General features: G+C 59.1%; 17 protein-coding genes. 9 read left to right on the forward strand and 8 right to left on the reverse strand.

The genetic code is table 11. The annotated features are described in order from the left end of the window. Positions 1-91: 91 nt before the first annotated feature. Positions 92-1534: a hypothetical protein gene (locus GA0061103_RS12725; protein ID WP_092711660.1), complete on the reverse strand. Its 1443-nt coding sequence runs from the start codon at positions 1532-1534 to the stop codon at positions 92-94. 301 nt (positions 1535-1835) lie between these two features. Between GA0061103_RS12725 and GA0061103_RS12730 the strand changes: the two genes are divergently transcribed. From GA0061103_RS12730 to GA0061103_RS12750, 5 genes are all read left to right on the forward strand, one after another. After that, positions 1836-2453: a 50S ribosomal protein L25/general stress protein Ctc gene (locus GA0061103_RS12730; protein ID WP_092711662.1), complete on the forward strand. Its 618-nt coding sequence runs from the start codon at positions 1836-1838 to the stop codon at positions 2451-2453. 245 nt (positions 2454-2698) lie between these two features. Beyond that, a complete protein-coding gene (locus GA0061103_RS12735) occupies positions 2699-5065 on the forward strand; it encodes an EAL domain-containing protein (RefSeq protein WP_092711664.1) in 2367 nt (788 codons plus the stop codon). Positions 5066-5079: 14 nt separating this feature from the next. Beyond that, positions 5080-5811 carry a substrate-binding periplasmic protein gene (locus GA0061103_RS12740; protein ID WP_092711666.1) on the forward strand — a complete coding sequence of 244 codons (732 nt, stop codon included), beginning with the start codon at positions 5080-5082 and terminating at the stop codon, positions 5809-5811. Positions 5812-5884: 73 nt separating this feature from the next. Continuing rightward, positions 5885-6601 (forward strand): aminoacyl-tRNA hydrolase, encoded by a 717-nt coding sequence (gene pth, locus GA0061103_RS12745; protein WP_092712777.1) that lies wholly within the window; start codon positions 5885-5887, stop codon positions 6599-6601. Position 6602: 1 nt separating this feature from the next. Then, positions 6603-7082, forward strand: a complete 480-nt coding sequence (locus GA0061103_RS12750) for a GNAT family N-acetyltransferase (RefSeq protein ID WP_092711668.1) — start codon at positions 6603-6605, stop codon at positions 7080-7082. 16 nt (positions 7083-7098) lie between these two features. On the opposite strand, the gene clpS is transcribed toward GA0061103_RS12750, so the two are convergent. Continuing rightward, positions 7099-7410, reverse strand: a complete 312-nt coding sequence (gene clpS / locus GA0061103_RS12755) for an ATP-dependent Clp protease adapter ClpS (protein WP_069612856.1) — start codon at positions 7408-7410, stop codon at positions 7099-7101. Positions 7411-7638: 228 nt separating this feature from the next. On the opposite strand from clpS, the gene ychF reads away from it, so the two are divergent. Then, positions 7639-8742 carry a redox-regulated ATPase YchF gene (gene ychF / locus GA0061103_RS12760; RefSeq protein WP_092711670.1) on the forward strand — a complete coding sequence of 368 codons (1104 nt, stop codon included), beginning with the start codon at positions 7639-7641 and terminating at the stop codon, positions 8740-8742. A gap of 21 nt (positions 8743-8763) precedes the next feature. On the opposite strand, the gene GA0061103_RS12765 is transcribed toward ychF, so the two are convergent. Beyond that, the gene (locus GA0061103_RS12765) at positions 8764-9888 is read right to left on the reverse strand and encodes a hypothetical protein (RefSeq protein WP_092711672.1); all 1125 of its coding nucleotides are present in this window, start codon (positions 9886-9888) and stop codon (positions 8764-8766) included. 184 nt (positions 9889-10072) lie between these two features. On the opposite strand from GA0061103_RS12765, the gene GA0061103_RS12770 reads away from it, so the two are divergent. Both GA0061103_RS12770 and GA0061103_RS12775 read left to right on the forward strand, forming a co-directional pair. Continuing rightward, entirely contained in the window at positions 10073-10537 is a 465-nt protein-coding gene (locus GA0061103_RS12770; RefSeq protein WP_092711674.1) for a MaoC family dehydratase, read from the forward strand. After that, positions 10534-11001, forward strand: a complete 468-nt coding sequence (locus GA0061103_RS12775) for a MaoC family dehydratase (protein ID WP_092711676.1) — start codon at positions 10534-10536, stop codon at positions 10999-11001. Before GA0061103_RS12770 ends, GA0061103_RS12775 begins: the two co-directional genes overlap by 4 nt. Before the next feature lie 48 nt (positions 11002-11049). Here GA0061103_RS12775 and GA0061103_RS12780 read toward each other — a convergent pair whose 3' ends face one another. The 4 genes from GA0061103_RS12780 to petA all read right to left on the reverse strand — a co-directional run bounded on the left by GA0061103_RS12780 (position 11050) and on the right by petA (position 14467). Then, the gene (locus GA0061103_RS12780) at positions 11050-11592 is read right to left on the reverse strand and encodes an adenine phosphoribosyltransferase (RefSeq protein WP_092711678.1); all 543 of its coding nucleotides are present in this window, start codon (positions 11590-11592) and stop codon (positions 11050-11052) included. A gap of 118 nt (positions 11593-11710) precedes the next feature. Next, the gene (locus tag GA0061103_RS12785) at positions 11711-12577 is read right to left on the reverse strand and encodes a cytochrome c1 (RefSeq protein WP_092711680.1); all 867 of its coding nucleotides are present in this window, start codon (positions 12575-12577) and stop codon (positions 11711-11713) included. A gap of 22 nt (positions 12578-12599) precedes the next feature. Continuing rightward, positions 12600-13874: a cytochrome b gene (locus GA0061103_RS12790; protein ID WP_075851093.1), complete on the reverse strand. Its 1275-nt coding sequence runs from the start codon at positions 13872-13874 to the stop codon at positions 12600-12602. Positions 13875-13888: 14 nt separating this feature from the next. Beyond that, complete coding sequence (gene petA, locus GA0061103_RS12795) at positions 13889-14467, reverse strand: ubiquinol-cytochrome c reductase iron-sulfur subunit (RefSeq protein WP_092711681.1); 579 nt, start codon at positions 14465-14467, stop codon at positions 13889-13891. A gap of 468 nt (positions 14468-14935) precedes the next feature. On the opposite strand from petA, the gene GA0061103_RS12800 reads away from it, so the two are divergent. Continuing rightward, positions 14936-15883, forward strand: coding sequence for an endonuclease/exonuclease/phosphatase family protein (locus tag GA0061103_RS12800; RefSeq protein ID WP_092711683.1), 948 nt, complete (start codon positions 14936-14938; stop codon positions 15881-15883). On the opposite strand, the gene GA0061103_RS12805 is transcribed toward GA0061103_RS12800, so the two are convergent. Beyond that, the gene (locus GA0061103_RS12805) at positions 15861-17723 is read right to left on the reverse strand and encodes an ABC transporter ATP-binding protein (protein ID WP_092711685.1); all 1863 of its coding nucleotides are present in this window, start codon (positions 17721-17723) and stop codon (positions 15861-15863) included. The genes GA0061103_RS12800 and GA0061103_RS12805 overlap by 23 nt on opposite strands. Between the last annotated feature and the right edge of the window lie 13 nt (positions 17724-17736).

Here is a 17736-nt window from a genome sequence, read left to right on the forward strand (position 1 = left end):
TGGAAAAGAAACGTGGAAATCTGGAAAGAACCGACCGGCCCTTCGCGTGGAACTTTATCATCGCCCTGATACATGGGCTTGCCCTCGAACCTCAAGGCTTCTTCATCACCTGTCCGTTGACCGTCACCGTCCGGTCTTCATCCATCGTGACGTCCCAGCGCAGACGGCCATCCGGGTCGGTCTTGGCAAAACCCTTGGCAGCCAGCAGGCTGAAGGAAACGCTGTTCAAACGGGGCTGAGCCTTGGCGGCCTCCTGAAGCGCTGCGACCGTCTTGTCGAAGTCGCGCGCCAGGATCGTCGCTTGCAGCGAAATGCCGGAATGCGGCTTGGTCGAGCCCTTCAGCGCACCGGAAACTTCGACGTCGTAGACGTCAGATTTTGCGCTGATCTTCGGGAACTCCAGTGTTCCATAGCCGCTCGGGAACATCGTGCGCTTCAGCGCCTCGCCGGAAACCGGCGTCGCCCGTGTTGCAATCGAATCGAGCCCGGCATCGATGAGGCCGGCAAAGTTGATATTGGGCACGCCGAGCTGAATATCCAGCGCCGCGGGCAGGAAGGGCGTAAAGGCGGCCGGCACGAGATCGGCATCGGGCGTGAACTGCTCGGCCCTAAGCTCCAGATTGACGTTGGACGCCTTGGTCAGACCGTCCATCTTGAAACTGTAGTCGATGCGCTTGACGCCGACCTTGCCCTTCTCCGTCGCGATCAGCGCATTGTTCACGGTCACGGTCTTGCCGAGCGAACCGAAAACCGGCAGGGCTTGATGTACCAGCTGCTCGAACTTCTCGCTGCCGCTTTGCGATAGCTGCTTGGCCTTGACGTGTTGAACGAAGAAACGAATGAGCGCGCGCAAATCCTGCGCCGGCAGGCTGGTGGCCGTGACGCTGGTGGCGACGCTATCGGCGCTCAGGGTTATCGGCAAACCATTCGGCCTTACGGTAATTTGCTCATTCAAACGCTGCAGCGTGCCCTGCATTTGCAGATCGACCTTGCCCGCCTCACTGCTGTCGGTGACTGTATGAGCAAACGAGGCGCTGTCGATGGTCGCATCGATCTTGCGCCCGCTTTTCGGGCCGCTGCCGGCGCTCGAAAATCTCACGCCACTACTCTTGATACCCATAGACCGCATCATTTCGATGCCAGGATCGAAAATGCCGTCGAAAGAGCTGGAGGCGATGGAATAAGCAATGTCCGAGGTCGGCGAATGCAGGGCGACATCGAGGCTATTGTCGCCGGTCAGATGCCACCGTCCCTGTTCGACCGGCTGCGCAAAAAGCGAAAGCGGCTTGAAGCCCGAGACCGAAAAGGCGCTCGAATTGATCTTGTCGAAGAATTTCGCGAGATCGTAGGTAATCTCATATTGATCGCCGGCCGGCTTGACGGTCACGAAATCGCTGCGGGCAAGATCCTGCGAAAGCGAATGGGTCAGGACGTTGCGGAGTTCCTTGGCGCCTTGCTCATTGACGTCGGCAGCCTGTGATGCGCCAGCAAGACCCATGGAAAAAACCGCGGCGGCGATTGCTCTGGAACGCATGCCCGACCTCTCCTTCTGACGCCAATCGATTGGATTCGACTGTTGATGGGGCCGAGGGTATATGTCAAGGCGTTGATAGACATGGCACCTCAGGCTTGTTCGCGGCAGTTGCAATGTCACCACAAGGCTTCGCATTCCGGGGATGCTTGCACCTTCGGCCGCTTTGTATTATACGCCACGCGTCCGCGTAGACACCCTTGGAGGCAACGCGGATGAGGCAGGGCACGCCCTCCTCCAGTTCAATCGATACGGCGCATGACCGACCGACTGAACTCTCCAAATAACCTCGAAAGGAATAGCTATGAGCCACGAAAGCTACGAGCTCAAGGCCGAGGCGCGCGAACGGGTTGGTAAGGGGTCCGCCCGTGAACTTCGCCGCAATGGTCTGATCCCCGCTGTCATCTATGGTGACAAGCAGGCCCCCATTTCCATCGCTCTCAACACCAATGAGGTGACGAAGCGCATTCACGCCGGCGGCTTCCTCACGACGATCGCAACGATCGACGTCGACGGCAAGAAGATCAAGGTTCTGCCGAAGGACTACCAGCTCGATCCGGTCCGTGACTTCACGGTTCACGTCGACTTCCTGCGCGTTTCCGGCAACACGGCGGTCACCGTCGAAATCCCGGTTCACTTCGAAAACCACGAGAAGTCTCCGGGCCTCAAGGCCGGCGGCGTGCTGAACATCGTTCGTCACGAAGTCGAAGTTCATTGCCCGGCCGATGCGATCCCGGAATTCTTCGCCGTTGACCTCTCCGGTCTGAAGAGCGGCGACAGCATCCACATCTCGGCCGTCAAGCTGCCGAAGAACGTGACCCCGGTCATCGCCGACCGCGACTTCACGATCGCAACGATCGTTGCTCCGGCAGCCGGCCTTGCTGAAGACGAAGCAGAAGGCGGCGAAGAAGCCAGCGCCTGATTGGCATCTTCAACCTGAGGCATTTGAGACCCGCCTCCCTTTTGGGATGGCGGGTTTTTTCATGTCCGAAAATAAATATTAGAGAAAGTAAAAATAAGAACGTCTTGGATCTATACTATCGTTGATTTCCATTAACCCCACAGTTTCAGCAACATTTAACGGATTCATGAAAATCTGCGCGAAAGAGTTGTAGAAAGCGGAGCCCCCAAAATCCGCTGGTCTATAACCGGGGAGCTAACGGAACTATGAGCCATTCGGTCGAAAACAGGTTTTTCGCGATCGTTTGCGGTGCGCTGCTGGTTTTCGTAGCGCCGCTCTTCGTCCTTTTCCTTTTTCTGTCGTCGGAACGCGCCGAGAAGGAAATCAAGGATCACATAACCGTTCTCCTCGTCGCCAATGCCCAGGCCCTCGCAAAGCCGCTATGGGACCTTGACGAAGACAGCGTCACCCAGATCAGCGCGACCACCGTCGCCGAAGGCGCGATCGTCCGTGTCAACGTCCGCGATCTTTCCGGTCAGCTCGACGTCACGCAATCGACCATCCCGAAATCGTACAAGGGCAATCTGGAGTCGGTTGACCGGCCGATCATCTACAACGGCGTCGATGGTGCGAAGCGGCTTGGCACTATCACGGTCTATTATCCTCAGCTCGGCCTGTTCGACGGCCTGAAGAGCGAAGAGATCGTCTTCATCTCCATCTTCATCTTCGCCGTGTTGACGGTCTTCGGCGCGGCGCTGATCGGCAACCGCATTTTCGTCATCCAACCGCTGATGCGGCTGACGCATGCCATCGAGGCCACACGGCGGCTCGGCTCGCGTCATCACGTCGACTGGCAGTCAAACGACGAAATGGGCCGGCTTGCCAGCAGCTTCAACGATATGCAGAGCAAGCTGCAACGCGAAGAAAACGAACTGAAGCTGGCCCATCGCCGGGCGACGGACACCTATAATCTGACGCCCGCCATGCTTTTCTCGCTCGACAAGAATGATTGCATCGCCGCCGTTAGCGACTATTGGCTCGCCGCAACAGGCTACGATCGCGCCGACGTGATCGGCCGCGAGTTTGCAAGCCTGATCCTGCCGGATTCACGCGTGCAATATATTGAGCGCAAACGCGGCAACCCCGACAGTGCAGCCCGCCTCGCCGTCACGGTGAAATTCCTTTGCCAGGATGGGCGGGTCATGGATGTCCTGATTCTCGAAACAACCGCGATCCAGGACGGTCTGTCACTATCCGTCATGACCGATGTCACCGAACTCAAGCAGTCGGAAGACCGTAATCTGCGGCAGGCGATTACCGACCACCTGACCGGCCTTCTCAACCGCCAGGGCTTCGAGAGCGCGCTGGACGCAAAGATCAATGAAGCCGATCTGCGCAGGCGCGAGCTCGCCTGCCTCTTCATCGATCTCGATCGCTTCAAATGGATCAACGACAATATGGGTCACGCCGCCGGCGATACGGCACTGCGCGAATTGGTATCGCGCCTGCAGAAATGCTTGAAGCCGGGCGATATCGCCGCGCGCCTCGGCGGTGACGAATTTGCCATGCTGCTGCTGGCCGAGAATGCGGAAGCAAGAGCGATCGACATGGCGGCCCTTATCGCCGAGGTCTTCGAAGCCCCCTTCATCGGCGATGCGCGCCTCAGCGCCAGCATCGGCATTGCGATCTACCCGCGTCAGGCCGCCAATGCGGCCGAACTGCTGCTGAAATCCGATATCGCCATGTATGCCAAGAAGCGCGATGGCAAGAACGGCGCACAGATTTTCGACAACGGCATGCTGGACGATTCCCGCCGTCGCGCCGAGCTGGAGAACCATATCGAAGCCGGCCTCAACGAAGACTGGTTCGAGGCCTATCTGCAGCCCGTCGTGAATATAGACGACCGCTCGATCGCCGGTTTCGAGGCGCTGATGCGTCTGCATCACCCTCAGAAAGGCATCCTGCCCCCTGGCCGTATCATCGAGGTCGCGGAGGAGACGGGTTCCATCATTCGCATCGGCAACCGTATCATGGAGAAGGCTATCGCCGATTTTGCTCGCCTCTCGCGGATCGAGGGCATGCAGGATACCTATCTCGCTATCAACTTCTCGCCGCTGCAGTTCGAGCAGGAATTGCCGCTGCGCATTGCGGCCCTGCTGTCGCGCCACGAAATTGCCGCCCGGCGCATCGTCGTCGAAATCACCGAAGCCGTGCTCATGGATGATAATCCGGAGACGCGCATGGTGATCAACGAAATCTGCCGCTACGGCTGCCGCATCGCACTCGACGATTTCGGCACAGGTTATTCGTCACTGAGCTATATCAATCGCTTCCCGGTCGACATTATCAAGATCGACCAGTCCTTCATCCGCGCCATCAACGACACCGCCTCCGATGTCAGCGCCAAGAGCCGCATGCTGGTCGAAAGCATCACCACGCTGTCGCACAAGATGAATTGCACGGTGATCGCTGAGGGCGTGGAGACCGAAGAGGAATGCGCAACCCTGCGCACCATGGGCATCGACTATGGCCAGGGCTATCTATTCTATCGGCCGTTGCATCCAGACAATCTGGTGAAGACACTGGTCGGCTCGCAGCAACATCACCCTTCTCCCGTAGCGCAAGCGTCATAGCGATGAGGAACTGCATGCGAAAACCGCTGCTCATGATTGCTACCGGCCTGTTTTCGCTCACGCTTTTCTCCTCCGCCCACGCCGAAACAATCCATTTCACCACCGAGGAATATCCGCCCTTCAACTATCGCGAGGGTAAGACCGTTGTCGGAGCGACCACCGAACAGGTGCGGAAGGTGATGACCGATATCGGCGTCGACTATACGATCGACATCATGCCCTGGGCGCGAGCCTACAACCAGGCACTGATGGAACCCATGACCTGCGTATTCGTCGCAGCTCACAACGAAGAACGCGACAAGCTCTTCAAATGGGTGCAGCCGCTGCTGATCGACCGTAACGTTTTAATCAAGCATAGCGGCTCCAGCGTTAGCGCCGGCAACATCACCGAAGCCAGGAAATATCTCGTCGGAACCTGGCGAGAGGACTATACGGAAGCGATCCTGCGTCGAAACAACTTCCCGCGCATCGACGTCGGTAGCGATTTCAAGGCCGCGCTCAAGAAGCTGATGAGCGACCGCATCGACCTGATGCCGATCTCGGAATTCTATTTCGACAAGCTGAAGAAAGAAGGCAATGCCGTGGAGAAGGTGACCCTTCTCTCGCAACAGCCCATGGGGATCGCCTGCCACAAGGATTTCCCCGGCGACCTCCTGAACAAGATGCAGTTGGCCCTGAATGCGTTGATTGCCGACGGAACGCAAAAGCAGATTTTCCTGAAGTACGGCCTGCATCTCGGCGACTGACCGCATCCCGCCTTGACTTTGCTGTCAAATCGCTGTGGTGAAAGGCATCGGCATTTTCCAAGGGGTGAAGCGCATGCTTCTCATCGCAGGCCTCGGCAATCCCGGCGCCAAATATCAAGGCAACCGCCACAATATCGGCTTCATGGCCGTGGACGCGATCTACCGTCGCCACAACTTCTCGCCGTGGTCGAAGAAATTCAAGGCGGAGATTGCCGAAGGTGAGCTCGGCGGGCGAAAGGTGCTGCTCATCAAGCCGCAGACCTTCATGAACCTCTCGGGCGAAGCCGTGGGTGAAGCCATGCGCTTCTACAAGCTGCAGCCATCCGACCTCGTCGTCATCTACGACGAACTCGACCTGCCGGCAGGCAAGGCACGACTGAAGACCGGCGGCGGCCATGGCGGCCATAACGGCATCAAGTCGATCGACGCCCATTGCGGCAAGGACTATCGCCGCCTGCGCCTCGGGATCGGTCATCCCGGCGCCAAGGAGCTCGTGCACAATCACGTTCTCGGCGATTTCGCCAAGGTGGACAGGGACTGGCTGGAGCCGCTGTTCGACGCACTTGCCGATAATGCCGACATGCTAGTGCGCGGCGAGGATTCGCAGTTGATGAACAAGATCGCGCTCGCCCTGGGCGGCAAGGCGGAAGACGATGCGCCGAAGCCGGAAAAGAAGGCGCCAGCCAAGTCTCACATTCATCAGGCGCGCAATCATAACCAGCCGAAGATCCCGGAAACTGGTCCCATGGCAGAAATGCTGAAGCGGATGTTCGGCAAGAAGGACAATTAAGATGTCGGCGATAGCACCGGAAAGCGCGGCAGATATCGTCATCCGCCCGGTCACGATGACGGACCTGCCGACGCTGCTTGCACTTTACCGACACCTGAATGCGGAAGATCCGATACTGGAGCTAAACCTGGCGGAGAACCGCCTTGCGGAAATCCTGGCCCATCCTGGCATGACGATCTTCGCCGCCTTTGACGACGAAAAAGCCGTCTCCTCCGTGACACTGATAGTCATTCCGAATCTCTCGCGAGGCGGCGCGCCCTATGCGTTGATCGAGAATGTGGTGACCCACGCCGACTACCGTCGGCGCGGCCTTGCCGGCGCGGTCATCCGCAAGGCATTCGCAAGTGCCTGGAAGAGGAATTGCTACAAGGTCATGCTGCTGACCGGCTCGAAAAATCCGGCAACGCTCCGTTTCTATGCCAATTGCGGCTTTACGCAGGACAAGACCGGCTTCCAGATCCGCCGTTCCTCGGCTACCTAACGGGCAGCAGCCGTACCTATTCTTCCGGCTCTGTGGTGAACATCAGCGGGAAGCCGGCACTCTTGGCAAGATCGACCGCCTCCTGCGCCTTCGTCTCAGCAATATCGCGCGCACAGACCATGACGACGCAAGTGCCGAGCTTATGCGCCGTCATCATGACGCGATAGCCGGTTTCCTCGCTCATGCGGAAGACGGCCTTCAGCACCATGATCACGAATTCCCGCGGCGTATAATCGTCATTCACGAGAATGATCTTGTAAAGCTTCGGCCTCTCGACCTTCGGCTTGGTTTTAGTCTTTGGTTTCAGGACAACATCATTGTCACTCATCGGCATCACCGTTGACGACAGGGGAAAGGAGCTTTGGGCTAATAGCGTAATTATAGTGCAGCGCACCACATCCTTCAAGGACGGGCATGTTGGGGAGAGAACGCCACTAATCTTCACCGGCAAACCCGTTTTTGCAGAAAAGTGGCTCTTTGCTTGGCCAAGACTTGACCCGCAACGGCCCTTCCCCCATAGGCACTGCAAAGATTTTCAAGATATGGACAAGGTGCCATGGGTTTCAAATGCGGTATCGTCGGGCTGCCGAATGTCGGCAAGTCCACTCTATTCAACGCGCTGACCAAGACGGCGGCGGCGCAGGCGGCGAACTATCCGTTCTGCACGATCGAGCCGAACACGGGTGAAGTGGCGGTTCCCGATCCGCGGATGCGCAAGCTTGCCGACGTCGCCAAGTCGAAGGAGCTGATCCCGACGCGCATATCCTTCGTCGATATTGCCGGCCTCGTGCGCGGCGCGTCGAAGGGTGAAGGCCTCGGCAACCAGTTCCTCGCCAACATCCGCGAAGTCGATGCCATCGTGCATGTGCTCCGCTGCTTCGAAGACAGCGACATCACCCACGTCGAAGGCCGCATCAATCCGGTGGCCGATGCCGAGACGATCGAGACCGAGCTGATGCTCGCCGATCTCGAAAGCCTCGAGCGCCGCACGGAGCAGACGCGCAAGCGCGCCACCAGCAAGGACAAGGAATCCATGGCGATGCTGCCGATCATGGAAGCCTCGCTGAAGCTGCTTCAGGACGGCAAGCCGGTCCGCACGCTGCTATCGAAGCTGGATGCCGAAGAGACCCGCATCCTCAAGGGCCTGAACCTTCTGACCTCGCACCCGGTGCTTTACGTCTGCAACGTCGCCGAGGGCGATGCCGTGACCGGCAACGAGCACACCGCAGCCGTTGCCGCCATGGCCAAGGAGCAGAATTCGGAAGTCGTCATCATCTCCGCCGCCATCGAGGCGGAAGTGGCGCAGCTGCCCGATGAAGAGGCGACGGAATTCCTCTCCGCGCTCGGCCTCGACGAAGCTGGCCTCGACCGCCTCATCCGCGCCGGCTACAAGCTCCTGCACCTCATCACTTACTTCACGGTAGGCCCGAAGGAAACGCGCGCCTGGACGATCGAAACCGGCACGAAGGCGCCACAGGCCGCCGGCGTCATCCACTCGGATTTCGAGCGCGGCTTCATCCGCGCCAACACCATCGCCTATGACGATTACATCGCCTACAACGGCGAAGTGGGTGCGAAGGAAGCCGGCAAGGCGCGCGACGAAGGCAAGGAATATGTCGTCCAGGACGGCGACGTCATCCACTTCCGCTTCAACACCTGATCGCCTTTATCTTGCCGGCGCCTATCTGAGTGCCGGCAATCTCGCCTGCATGCCGGCAGGCAGGCGCCGCACGATGAGGCGGCGCAGATCGGCCCAGCCAATACCGATCACAAGCACGACCAGCCCCACAATCATCAGCACCAGGAAACCGACCTTGTCGAGGCCGGCATTGTTGTGCCGGAGAATGGCGGCGGTCGCCAAGCCCAGTGATACGAGGCCGGCGGTCACGAAAGCGCGCCGATCGATGATCAGACCGATCAGCATCATCACCAGAACCGCCGCCAGCACAGTCACGGCCTGCAGATAGCCGCCGAAGAGGGCATCGGTGAGATTGGTGAAGACGGTGCCGCTGCTGGCGAGCTCGAGGCGCAGGGCCAAGAGGATCGTCGAGTAAAGCAAGGCCGGCGCCGTTGCGAGATGCAGCCAGAACGCCACGTCGGACCGGCGCGTGACCCTGGCGGAATCGCTGAGATCGTAGCGCATTGCCAATGCAAAGCTGCCAAGCGCGGTCACCAGCAAGATCATCATCGTCTGGATGGGGTAGTCCGCCGGCACATTCGAAGACCCCGTCACGGTGCCGGCGATATAGAAGACCGCGGCGAGAAACAGGCCGAACAGCGAAAACAGGAACAAGGCCAGCGATAGCGGAACGCGGTAGCGCCAGTAGAACAAGGCCAGCGACAGTGGGAATGGCGCCACCAAGACGATTGCGCCGATCGTAAAATTATTGCTCAGCGCCGGTGTGGAGCCGACATAGCTCACCATCGTATAGAAGACCCAGACGGCGAGCGCGACGGTCAAGACCACAGCCGGAAGCGCCAGCCGCTGGCGGCGCACCAGGATCTCGGCGAGCACGACGATTGCCAGCAAGGGCGCATAACGGTTCGCCAGCCCCCATAGCCCGATGAGCAGCACGACGACGCCGATGGTGATGAGCACATCATGAAAGCCTCGCACGAAGCGCGGCGCTTCTGTATCTTCCAGCGGATTAGGATCATCGGAAAAACGCGGCGCCGAGAGACCCTGCCCGGTCGGCAAGGCACCGATGTTCTTGCCCGCCAGATAGGGCAGCAATCGTTCGGCCTGACTGGAAGAAATGATCCCCGCGCCTGCTGCCTCTTCCAGTGCGACTTTGAGTTCGCTCATTCTAGCTCTCATACCATCTTGCCACGACCAAGCCTCAACACATCGCCGGCATACAATCAAGGGCTGTCGACGGCCAATAGACAGTCATCGTCGTCCCTCCCTTATATTGGCCATGAAAATGCTTGCGCCACCACCGCGGGCCATGCGATTGCCCATGGGTCGAATGTGGAGGACGACAAAAGACATGACGAAATTCGTCTATGAAGACTTCCAGCCGGGACGAGAATTTCCGCTCGGCCCAAAACATGTGACGGCGGCGGAGATTATAGAATTCGCCAGGGAGTTCGACCCGCAACCGATGCATCTGGATGAGGAAGCCGGCCGCGCCAGCATTCTCGGCGGCCTTGCTGCTTCCGGCTGGCACACCTCATCGATGTTCATGCGCATGATGTGCGACTCCTATCTTCTTGCCGCCGATGCGCAAGGTGCCCCCGGCATCGATTTTATGGAATGGAAGAAGCCGGTTCTGGCGGGCGATACCCTTTCGGGCCGATCGATCGTCGTCGAGGCGCGTCCCATGCGCTCGCGTCCGGGCATCGGCATCGTCACGTTCCGCCACGAAGTTGAGAACCAGCGTGGTGAACTCGTCTGCCTTGGTCAGAATGCAACAATGATCCGCATGCGCGCTGGCACGGAGGTTTCGGCATGAAGATGAGCGACCTCTACGCTGTCGGCGAACGCATCGACATCGGCAGCCATACCTTCACGCCTGAGGGCATCGTCCATTTTGCCTCGCGCTTCGACCCGCAGATCTTCCATATGGATGCGGAGGCGGCCAAGCACTCCTTGTTTGGCGGCCTCTGTGCCTCGGGATGGCATAGCTGCTCCATGTGGATGCGCAGCTTCGTCGATTACTGGAAATCCGAAACGGCAAGACTGACCACCGAGGGCAAGACGCCGCCCGTTCTCGGCCCCTCGCCCGGCTTCACGAAGCTGCAATGGCTGCGGCCGGTCTTTGCGGGCGATACCATCAGCTATGGCGTAACGATCCTCGGCAGCCGCGCGCTCGCCTCGCGCCCCGGCTGGACGCTCTACACACTCGCTTGTGACGGGGTAAACCAGGACGGCTTGCCGGCCTTGCGCTTCGAAAGCACCGTGCTTGCCTTTGAATAGCAAGCGGCGGGGTAGCTTGTAGCAACCCCGCCAATCTTCTGAACACGGTCAGTGACCGGAAAATTCCACCAGCGTGTGAACCGGCACGTCAAGCTCTTCCAGCTTCCTGCGCCCGCCAAGATCAGGCAGATCGATGACAAAGCAGGCTGCAACGACTTCCGCGCCGATCTGACGCAGGAGCTTGGTCGCGCCGACGGCGGTGCCGCCCGTCGCGATCAGGTCGTCGACGAGGATGACCCTCTCGCCCGGATTGACCGCATCGCGATGCATCTCCATCTCGTCGACGCCATATTCCAGGCTGTAGGCGATGCGGACGATATCGTGCGGAAGCTTGCCCTTCTTACGGATTGGCACGAAGCCGGACGACAGCTGATGCGCCACCGCCCCTCCGAGAATGAAGCCCCGCGCTTCCATTCCGGCGACCTTGTCGATCTTCGTGCCAGCATAAGGCTGCACCAGCGCATCGACGGCACGGCGGAATGCCTTGGCATCGCCAAGCATCGTCGTGATGTCGCGAAAGATAATGCCGGGCTTGGGGTAATCCGGAATGGAGCGGATGCTGGCGGCAAGCTCCGAAGCAATAGTGTTCATCAAATATAGTCTCTCAGGCTGTGATGGGGCCGGCTGCACCCTATCAATACCGGGGCGCTATACCAACAAAAAAGGCGGCCAAGACGGGCCGCCTTTTTCTCAATCATTATCGCGATGCTCAGTGAGCGCCAGCCTTTGCATAGACTGAGCGCTTGGTGAGATAGATCAGGATAGAGAAGATCAGCAGGAATACCATGACCATGAAGCCTAGGTGCTTGCGGTCTTCCAGATGCGGTTCCGACGTCCACATCAGGAATGCGGAGACATCTCGCGCATATTGGTCCACCGTCTGTGGCGAGCCGTCGTCGTAAGTGACCTGGCCATCCGAAAGCGGCTTCGGCATCGCAAAGGTCGCAGCCGCATCGAAATACGGATTGTAGTGCGAGCTCTGCGGTACGGTGAAGCCTGCCGGCGCGTCCTCATAGCCTGTCAGCAGCGAGTAGATGTAATCGGGCCCGCCTTCCTGATACTGCGTGAAGATATCGAAGATGAACTGCGGGAAGCCGCGTTCGATTTCGCGTGCCTTGGCAAGCAGCGACATGTCGGGCGGTACTGCGCCGTTGTTGGAAGCAGCGGCAGCTTCGTCGTTCGGGAACGGCGAGTTGAAATGATCCGACGGAAGCGCCTTGCGGGTGAACATCTCACCCTGCGGGTTCGGGCCGTCCTGCACTTCGTAATTGGCAGCAAAGGCCTTCACCTGTGCTTCCGTATAACCGAGGTCTTCCAGCGTGCGATAAGCCACGAGCTTCATCGAATGGCAGGCGGAACAGACTTCCGTATAGACCTTGAGACCACGCTGCAGCTGCGCCTTGTCATAATAGCCGAACGGGCCAGAGAAGGTCCAATGCTGCTCGCGCGGCTCCTTCAGCGGATAATGCGGCGTCTCTGCTTCAGCGGCAGGCTTCGTTTCCGCAGCGATCACGGCGGCGGTCGAGAAACCGGCGATGAGCGTCAGGGATAGAAGGCCGACAACAAGTTTTTTCATCGTTTTCTTCCTCTATCGCCGGTTATGCTTGAACCGGAGCGGCAACTTTACCGCCCTGTTTCTCAAGAACCGCTTCCGTAATCGAATTTGGAATGCGCCTCGGTGTCTCGACAATGCCGAGCACCGGCATGATGACGAGGAAGAAGAGGAAGTAGAAGAGCGTCGCGAACTGCGCAGCCGTCGTGTAGATACCTTCCGCAGGCTGCGAGCCCAGCCAGCCGAGCAGGATGGCGTCGGCGATGAACAGCCAGAAGAACAGCTTGTACCAGGGACGATAGACGGCCGAGCGGATCTTCGACGTATCGAGCCAGGGCAGGAAGAACAGCACGATGATCGCGCCGAACATCGTCAGAACGCCGCCGAGCTTGGAGTCGATCGGGCCGATGTTGAAGGTGATCGAGCGCAGCATCGCGTAGAACGGCAGGAAGTACCATTCCGGAACGATATGGGCCGGCGTCTTCAGTGGGTTGGCCGGAATGTAGTTATCGGCATGACCGAGGAAGTTCGGCAGGTAGAAGACGAAATAGGCGAAGACCAGCAGGAAGATGGAGACGCCAAGCGCATCCTTCAGCGTCGCATAGGGCGTGAAGGGAACGGTATCGGTCTTCAGCTTCACTTCGACGCCGGTGGGGTTCGTCTGGCCGGTCACATGCAGCGCCCAGATATGCAGGATGACGACACCCGCGATCATGAACGGCAGCAGATAGTGCAGCGAGAAGAAGCGGTTGAGCGTCGGATCATCGACGGCGAAACCGCCGAGCAGGAAGGTCTGGATCCAGTCGCCGACCCATGGGAAGGCCGAGAAGAAACCGGTGATGACGGTCGCGCCCCAGAAGGACATCTGGCCCCAGGGCAGAACGTAGCCCATGAAGGCGGTTGCCATCATCAAGAGGTAGATGATTACGCCGAGAATCCAGAGAATTTCGCGCGGCGCCTTGTAGGAGCCGTAGTAGAGGCCGCGGGCGATGTGCAGATAGACGGCTACGAAGAAGAACGACGCGCCGTTGGCATGCATGTAGCGCAGCAGCCAGCCGTGGTTGACGTCGCGGACGATCTTTTCGACCGAATTGAAGGCGATCGCCGTATTGGCCGCATAGTGCATGGCCAGCACGACGCCGGTCAGGATCTGCAGAACCAGCATGACCGCCAGCATGGCGCCGAACGTGTAGGCATAGTTCAGGTTGCGCGGAACCGGGTAGGCAATGAAACTATCATAGACCATACGCGGCAGCGGAAGCCGCGCGTCTACCCATTTTTCGAGCCCTGTAGATGGCTCGTAAGACGAATGACCACTCATGATTCAGCTCCCCCTCAACCGACCTTGATCTTCTTTTCCGACGTGAACGCATATTGCGGAATCGCAAGATTCATCGGTGCAGGCCCATGGCGTATGCGGCCCGCGGTATCGTAGACCGAGCCATGGCAGGGACAGAACCACCCGCCATATTCCCCTGCCTGGCCGAGCGGGATGCAGCCGAGATGGGTGCACACACCGATCATGACAAGCCAGTTTTCCTTGCCGTCGCCAGCGGAGCGGGCAAGATCGGTTGCCTGAGCATCGGCCGGAAGATTGGCGTTGCGGGCGACCGGATCCTTCAGGTCCGAGAGCTGGGTGCCCTTGGCATCGTCGATTTCTTTTTGTGTGCGGTTACGGATGAAGACGGGCTTGCCGCGCCACTTCACTGTCAGCGACATGCCAGGCTCAAGGCTCGACACGTCGACTTCGATGGAAGCAAGAGCGAGCGTCGATGCATCCGGGCGCATCTGATCGATAAACGGCCATGCGACCGCAACCGCACCAACGGCACCGGCCATACCTGTCGTCAAATAAAGGAAATCGCGGCGCGTAGGCTCGCCTGTGGATTCACTTGTCGTACTATGCTCGCTCAACGCTGCACATCCTCTTCCCGCAAACCACGGTAAAACCGCGGTACCCCTCTCACTAACGGCGAATCAACGCGACCATAATTCCGCCATAGATTCCTCCGTAACCCGCTGCGTTCTAAGCTTGATCGCAAATTATGTCCAGTCTTGGCAAGGGGTAAGGGCACAATGTCGCGGCAAAACTGCGCCATTGCGTCGCAAGGCCGTAGCCTAAACTCTTCTCGCGCCGGCACGAAAAGTTAAGCCCATGAAAAATCATGGGATTTCTATAGCATCTTCTTATATTGCAAGGCAAAATAGTCAGCAATTTCAATGCTGCATTGCAGAAAATAGCATAGCATCAGCACCTTCGGCACCGCGCGAGACTTAGGTTTTACCTCTTAAATCCAAATGGATTTCCCCCGCGTTTTATGGAGGATTGCATGCGTTGTCATGCGCATTCGAAACAGCGAAAATGAAGCACGAGAACCTCTCATGAGACACACGATTTATTGCGTTCTATGCGTTCTCGCCACACTGGCGCTGGGCATCCTTGCGGCGCGCTATGTCGCCGATACCTGGCTGTTGGCCTTTTTCGAAAGTCTGCAGACCCATATAAGCCTGTTCGCGATCCTGCTTGCCTTGATCGCATTCGCCTTCAAGCGCCACTGGTATGCGCTCTTTCTGACCGTGGTCGGGATAATCCTGCTCGTTCACTCCGTCCTCATGCTGCAGGAATACACCACGTCTTCCCTTGTTGCCTCGGCGGAGGCAAGCGGCGGCCATTTCAGGTTGCTCTCCTTCAACATCGAGGACAGCAATTTCGAAAACGGCCCTCGCATCGCCGATCTGATCATCGCCTCGAAGGCCGACGTCGTCGAAATCTTCGAGGCAGGACCGATCTTTTCCGAGATGGACCGCATCTTGAAAGTCTATCCCAACCGCATCGGCTGCGGCGTGATGACCACCGATTGCGATTCCCTGTTGTTGTCGAAGAGACCGTTCCAGACCCAACTGATGCGCAGCCTCGGCAGCCTCTGGGACAATCGCTTCATTCTCGCCACCATCGACATGGACGGCCAGCCCGTGAATTTCGCCTCTGTTCATCTGAGCAAGCCTTATTTCGATGCGTTCCACCAGATCGAGCTTGGCCTCCTCGCTTCGGCCCTTAATGACGTGAAAGGGCCGTTGATTCTCGCAGGAGATTTCAACGCCTCGGTCATCACGCCCGACATGCGCGATTTCCTGGCGGCAACCGGCCTTCGCCATGCCTTTCTGGAGCCCGCCACCTGGCCGATCGCGGCAGGAGCCTATGGCATCACCATCGATCACGTCTTTGCCCGCGCGCCGCTGCGCCTGATATCCGTAAAGCAGATCCGCGACGCGATGGGCTCTAACCATTTCGGCTTGATGACGGAGTTCAGCGTGCCTCGGCAGCAATGAAACCGCCGGACTGGCGCGCCCAGAGCTCGGAATAGAGGCCGCCGCGAGCGATCAGCTCATCATGCGTGCCCTCTTCGATGATCTCGCCCTTGTCGATGACAACAAGCCGGTCGAGCTTGGCGATAGTCGACAGCCGATGCGCGATTGCAAGAACGGTCTTGCCCTTCATCAGCCCATCCAGATTGGACTGCAGCACGGCCTCTGCCTCTGAATCCAGCGCAGACGTTGCCTCGTCGAGCACGAGAATGGGCGCGTCCTTCAGCATGACGCGCGCGATCGCAATGCGTTGGCGCTGGCCGCCTGAAAGCTTGACGCCGCGCTCGCCCACATGGGCGGCATAGGCGGTGCGCCCTTTCTGATCCTCGAGAACGGTAATGAAGCGATCCGCCTCCGCCCGGCGGGCCGCCTCCACCATCTGCTCGTCGCTGGCATCGGGCCGGCCAAAGAGAATGTTGTCGCGGATGGAGCGATTGAGGAGCGCGGTATCCTGCGTCACCATGCCGATCGCGCCACGCAGCGACTCCTGCCTGACGGCGGCGATATCCTGACCGTCGATCAGGATGCGGCCCCCCTCCAGATCGTAGAAACGCAACAGCAGATTGACGAGCGTCGTCTTGCCCGCACCTGAGCGGCCGACGATGCCGACCTTCTCGCCCGCGCGCAGCCTGAGAGAGAAATTGTCGATGATGCCGCCGCCGCGCCCATAGTGAAACGTGACGTTGTCGAAGCGGATTTCAGGCCCGCTGACCCTCAGATCCTTGGCTTCCGGCCGGTCGACAAGGCCAATCGGCTCGGAGATCATCTCGGCCGAATTCTGGATCGTGCCAAGATTGCGCATGATGGCATTGAACTGCGACATCATGCGGCCGAAGAGCATATTCAGCCGCAGCACCATGCTGAGCGTGAAGGCAACACCGCCGGTCGAAATCTCCCCCATCAGCCAGAGATGCACGGCGAGCGCGCCGATGGTCGTAATCATCACCCCTGACAGCAGCGCCAGTGACGACCGCACACCGGTCAGCAGCCGCGTGAACGGCATGACGGCCGCCTGGAAACGATCGAAGCCCCTGCGGATATAATCGTCGTTCTGCTCTTCCCGCCCGAAGAGCTTCAGCGTCTGGATGTTCGCGTAGGCATCGACCATGCGGCCGTTCAGCATTGAGGATGCTTCCGCCGCGTTGCGGGCATGCTGCCGAATGCGCGGCACGAAGTGGCGGGCAAGCAAGGAGAAGACGCCGATCCAGATCGCAATCACCAGCGCCAGCCGCCAATCCAGCCCGCCGACCAGCGCGATGGTCGAGGCGGCGTAGATGATGATGAACCAGACGACCTGCAGCAGCGATACGACGAGATCGCCGGTTGCCTGCCCCGCCGACCAGACCTTGGTGACGACGCGGCCGGAGAAATCGTTCTGGAAGAACTCGACCGATTGTCTCGCCACATGCCGATAGGCCTGCCAGCGCACGAGATTGAGAAAGCCCGGCACAACCACCTGCTCCTCGACCAATGCGCCGAGGCTGACGACCACGAAGCGCACGACGAGCACGACGAAGACCATGCCGAGCAGCGCCCCGCCATGGCCGGCAAGCAGCCCGCTCCACCCTTCGCCCGGTTTCACCTTGTCAAGAATATCGACGAGATGCCCGACGAACCAGAAGAGCGCCGCCTCGAGCATGGCGACCGCACCGCCGAGCGCTGCCATCGCCAGGAACGGCCCCTTGGCCTGGCCGACATAGTACCAGATGAAGGCACCGAGCGACCGCGGCGGCCGAAGATCGCCGCTGCGATAGTAAGGATCAATCCACGTCTCGAACAGACGGAACACGGAACGTATGAACATGCCAGCGATATAG

It is taken from the genome of Martinezella multihospitum (genome assembly GCF_900094585.1).
In the GTDB taxonomy this organism is placed as follows: domain Bacteria; phylum Pseudomonadota; class Alphaproteobacteria; order Rhizobiales; family Rhizobiaceae; genus Rhizobium; species Rhizobium multihospitium.

Bases quoted from the DNA above. Each gene is read 5' to 3' on its own strand.
- clpS (WP_069612856.1), bottom strand. From the start codon at position 7,410: ATGAGTGACAATGATGTTGTCCTGAAACCAAAGACTAAAACCAAGCCG.
- pth (WP_092712777.1), top strand. From the start codon at position 5,885: ATGCTTCTCATCGCAGGCCTCGGCAATCCCGGCGCCAAATATCAAGGC.
- GA0061103_RS12805 (WP_092711685.1), bottom strand. From the start codon at position 17,723: ATGTTCATACGTTCCGTGTTCCGTCTGTTCGAGACGTGGATTGATCCT.
- GA0061103_RS12785 (WP_092711680.1), bottom strand. From the start codon at position 12,577: ATGAAAAAACTTGTTGTCGGCCTTCTATCCCTGACGCTCATCGCCGGT.
- GA0061103_RS12735 (WP_092711664.1), top strand. From the start codon at position 2,699: ATGAGCCATTCGGTCGAAAACAGGTTTTTCGCGATCGTTTGCGGTGCG.
- GA0061103_RS12770 (WP_092711674.1), top strand. From the start codon at position 10,073: ATGACGAAATTCGTCTATGAAGACTTCCAGCCGGGACGAGAATTTCCG.
- GA0061103_RS12750 (WP_092711668.1), top strand. From the start codon at position 6,603: ATGTCGGCGATAGCACCGGAAAGCGCGGCAGATATCGTCATCCGCCCG.
- GA0061103_RS12765 (WP_092711672.1), bottom strand. From the start codon at position 9,888: ATGAGCGAACTCAAAGTCGCACTGGAAGAGGCAGCAGGCGCGGGGATC.
- ychF (WP_092711670.1), top strand. From the start codon at position 7,639: ATGGGTTTCAAATGCGGTATCGTCGGGCTGCCGAATGTCGGCAAGTCC.
- GA0061103_RS12790 (WP_075851093.1), bottom strand. From the start codon at position 13,874: ATGAGTGGTCATTCGTCTTACGAGCCATCTACAGGGCTCGAAAAATGG.
- GA0061103_RS12775 (WP_092711676.1), top strand. From the start codon at position 10,534: ATGAAGATGAGCGACCTCTACGCTGTCGGCGAACGCATCGACATCGGC.
- GA0061103_RS12740 (WP_092711666.1), top strand. From the start codon at position 5,080: ATGCGAAAACCGCTGCTCATGATTGCTACCGGCCTGTTTTCGCTCACG.
- GA0061103_RS12730 (WP_092711662.1), top strand. From the start codon at position 1,836: ATGAGCCACGAAAGCTACGAGCTCAAGGCCGAGGCGCGCGAACGGGTT.
- GA0061103_RS12800 (WP_092711683.1), top strand. From the start codon at position 14,936: ATGAGACACACGATTTATTGCGTTCTATGCGTTCTCGCCACACTGGCG.
- GA0061103_RS12725 (WP_092711660.1), bottom strand. From the start codon at position 1,534: ATGCGTTCCAGAGCAATCGCCGCCGCGGTTTTTTCCATGGGTCTTGCT.
- GA0061103_RS12780 (WP_092711678.1), bottom strand. From the start codon at position 11,592: ATGAACACTATTGCTTCGGAGCTTGCCGCCAGCATCCGCTCCATTCCG.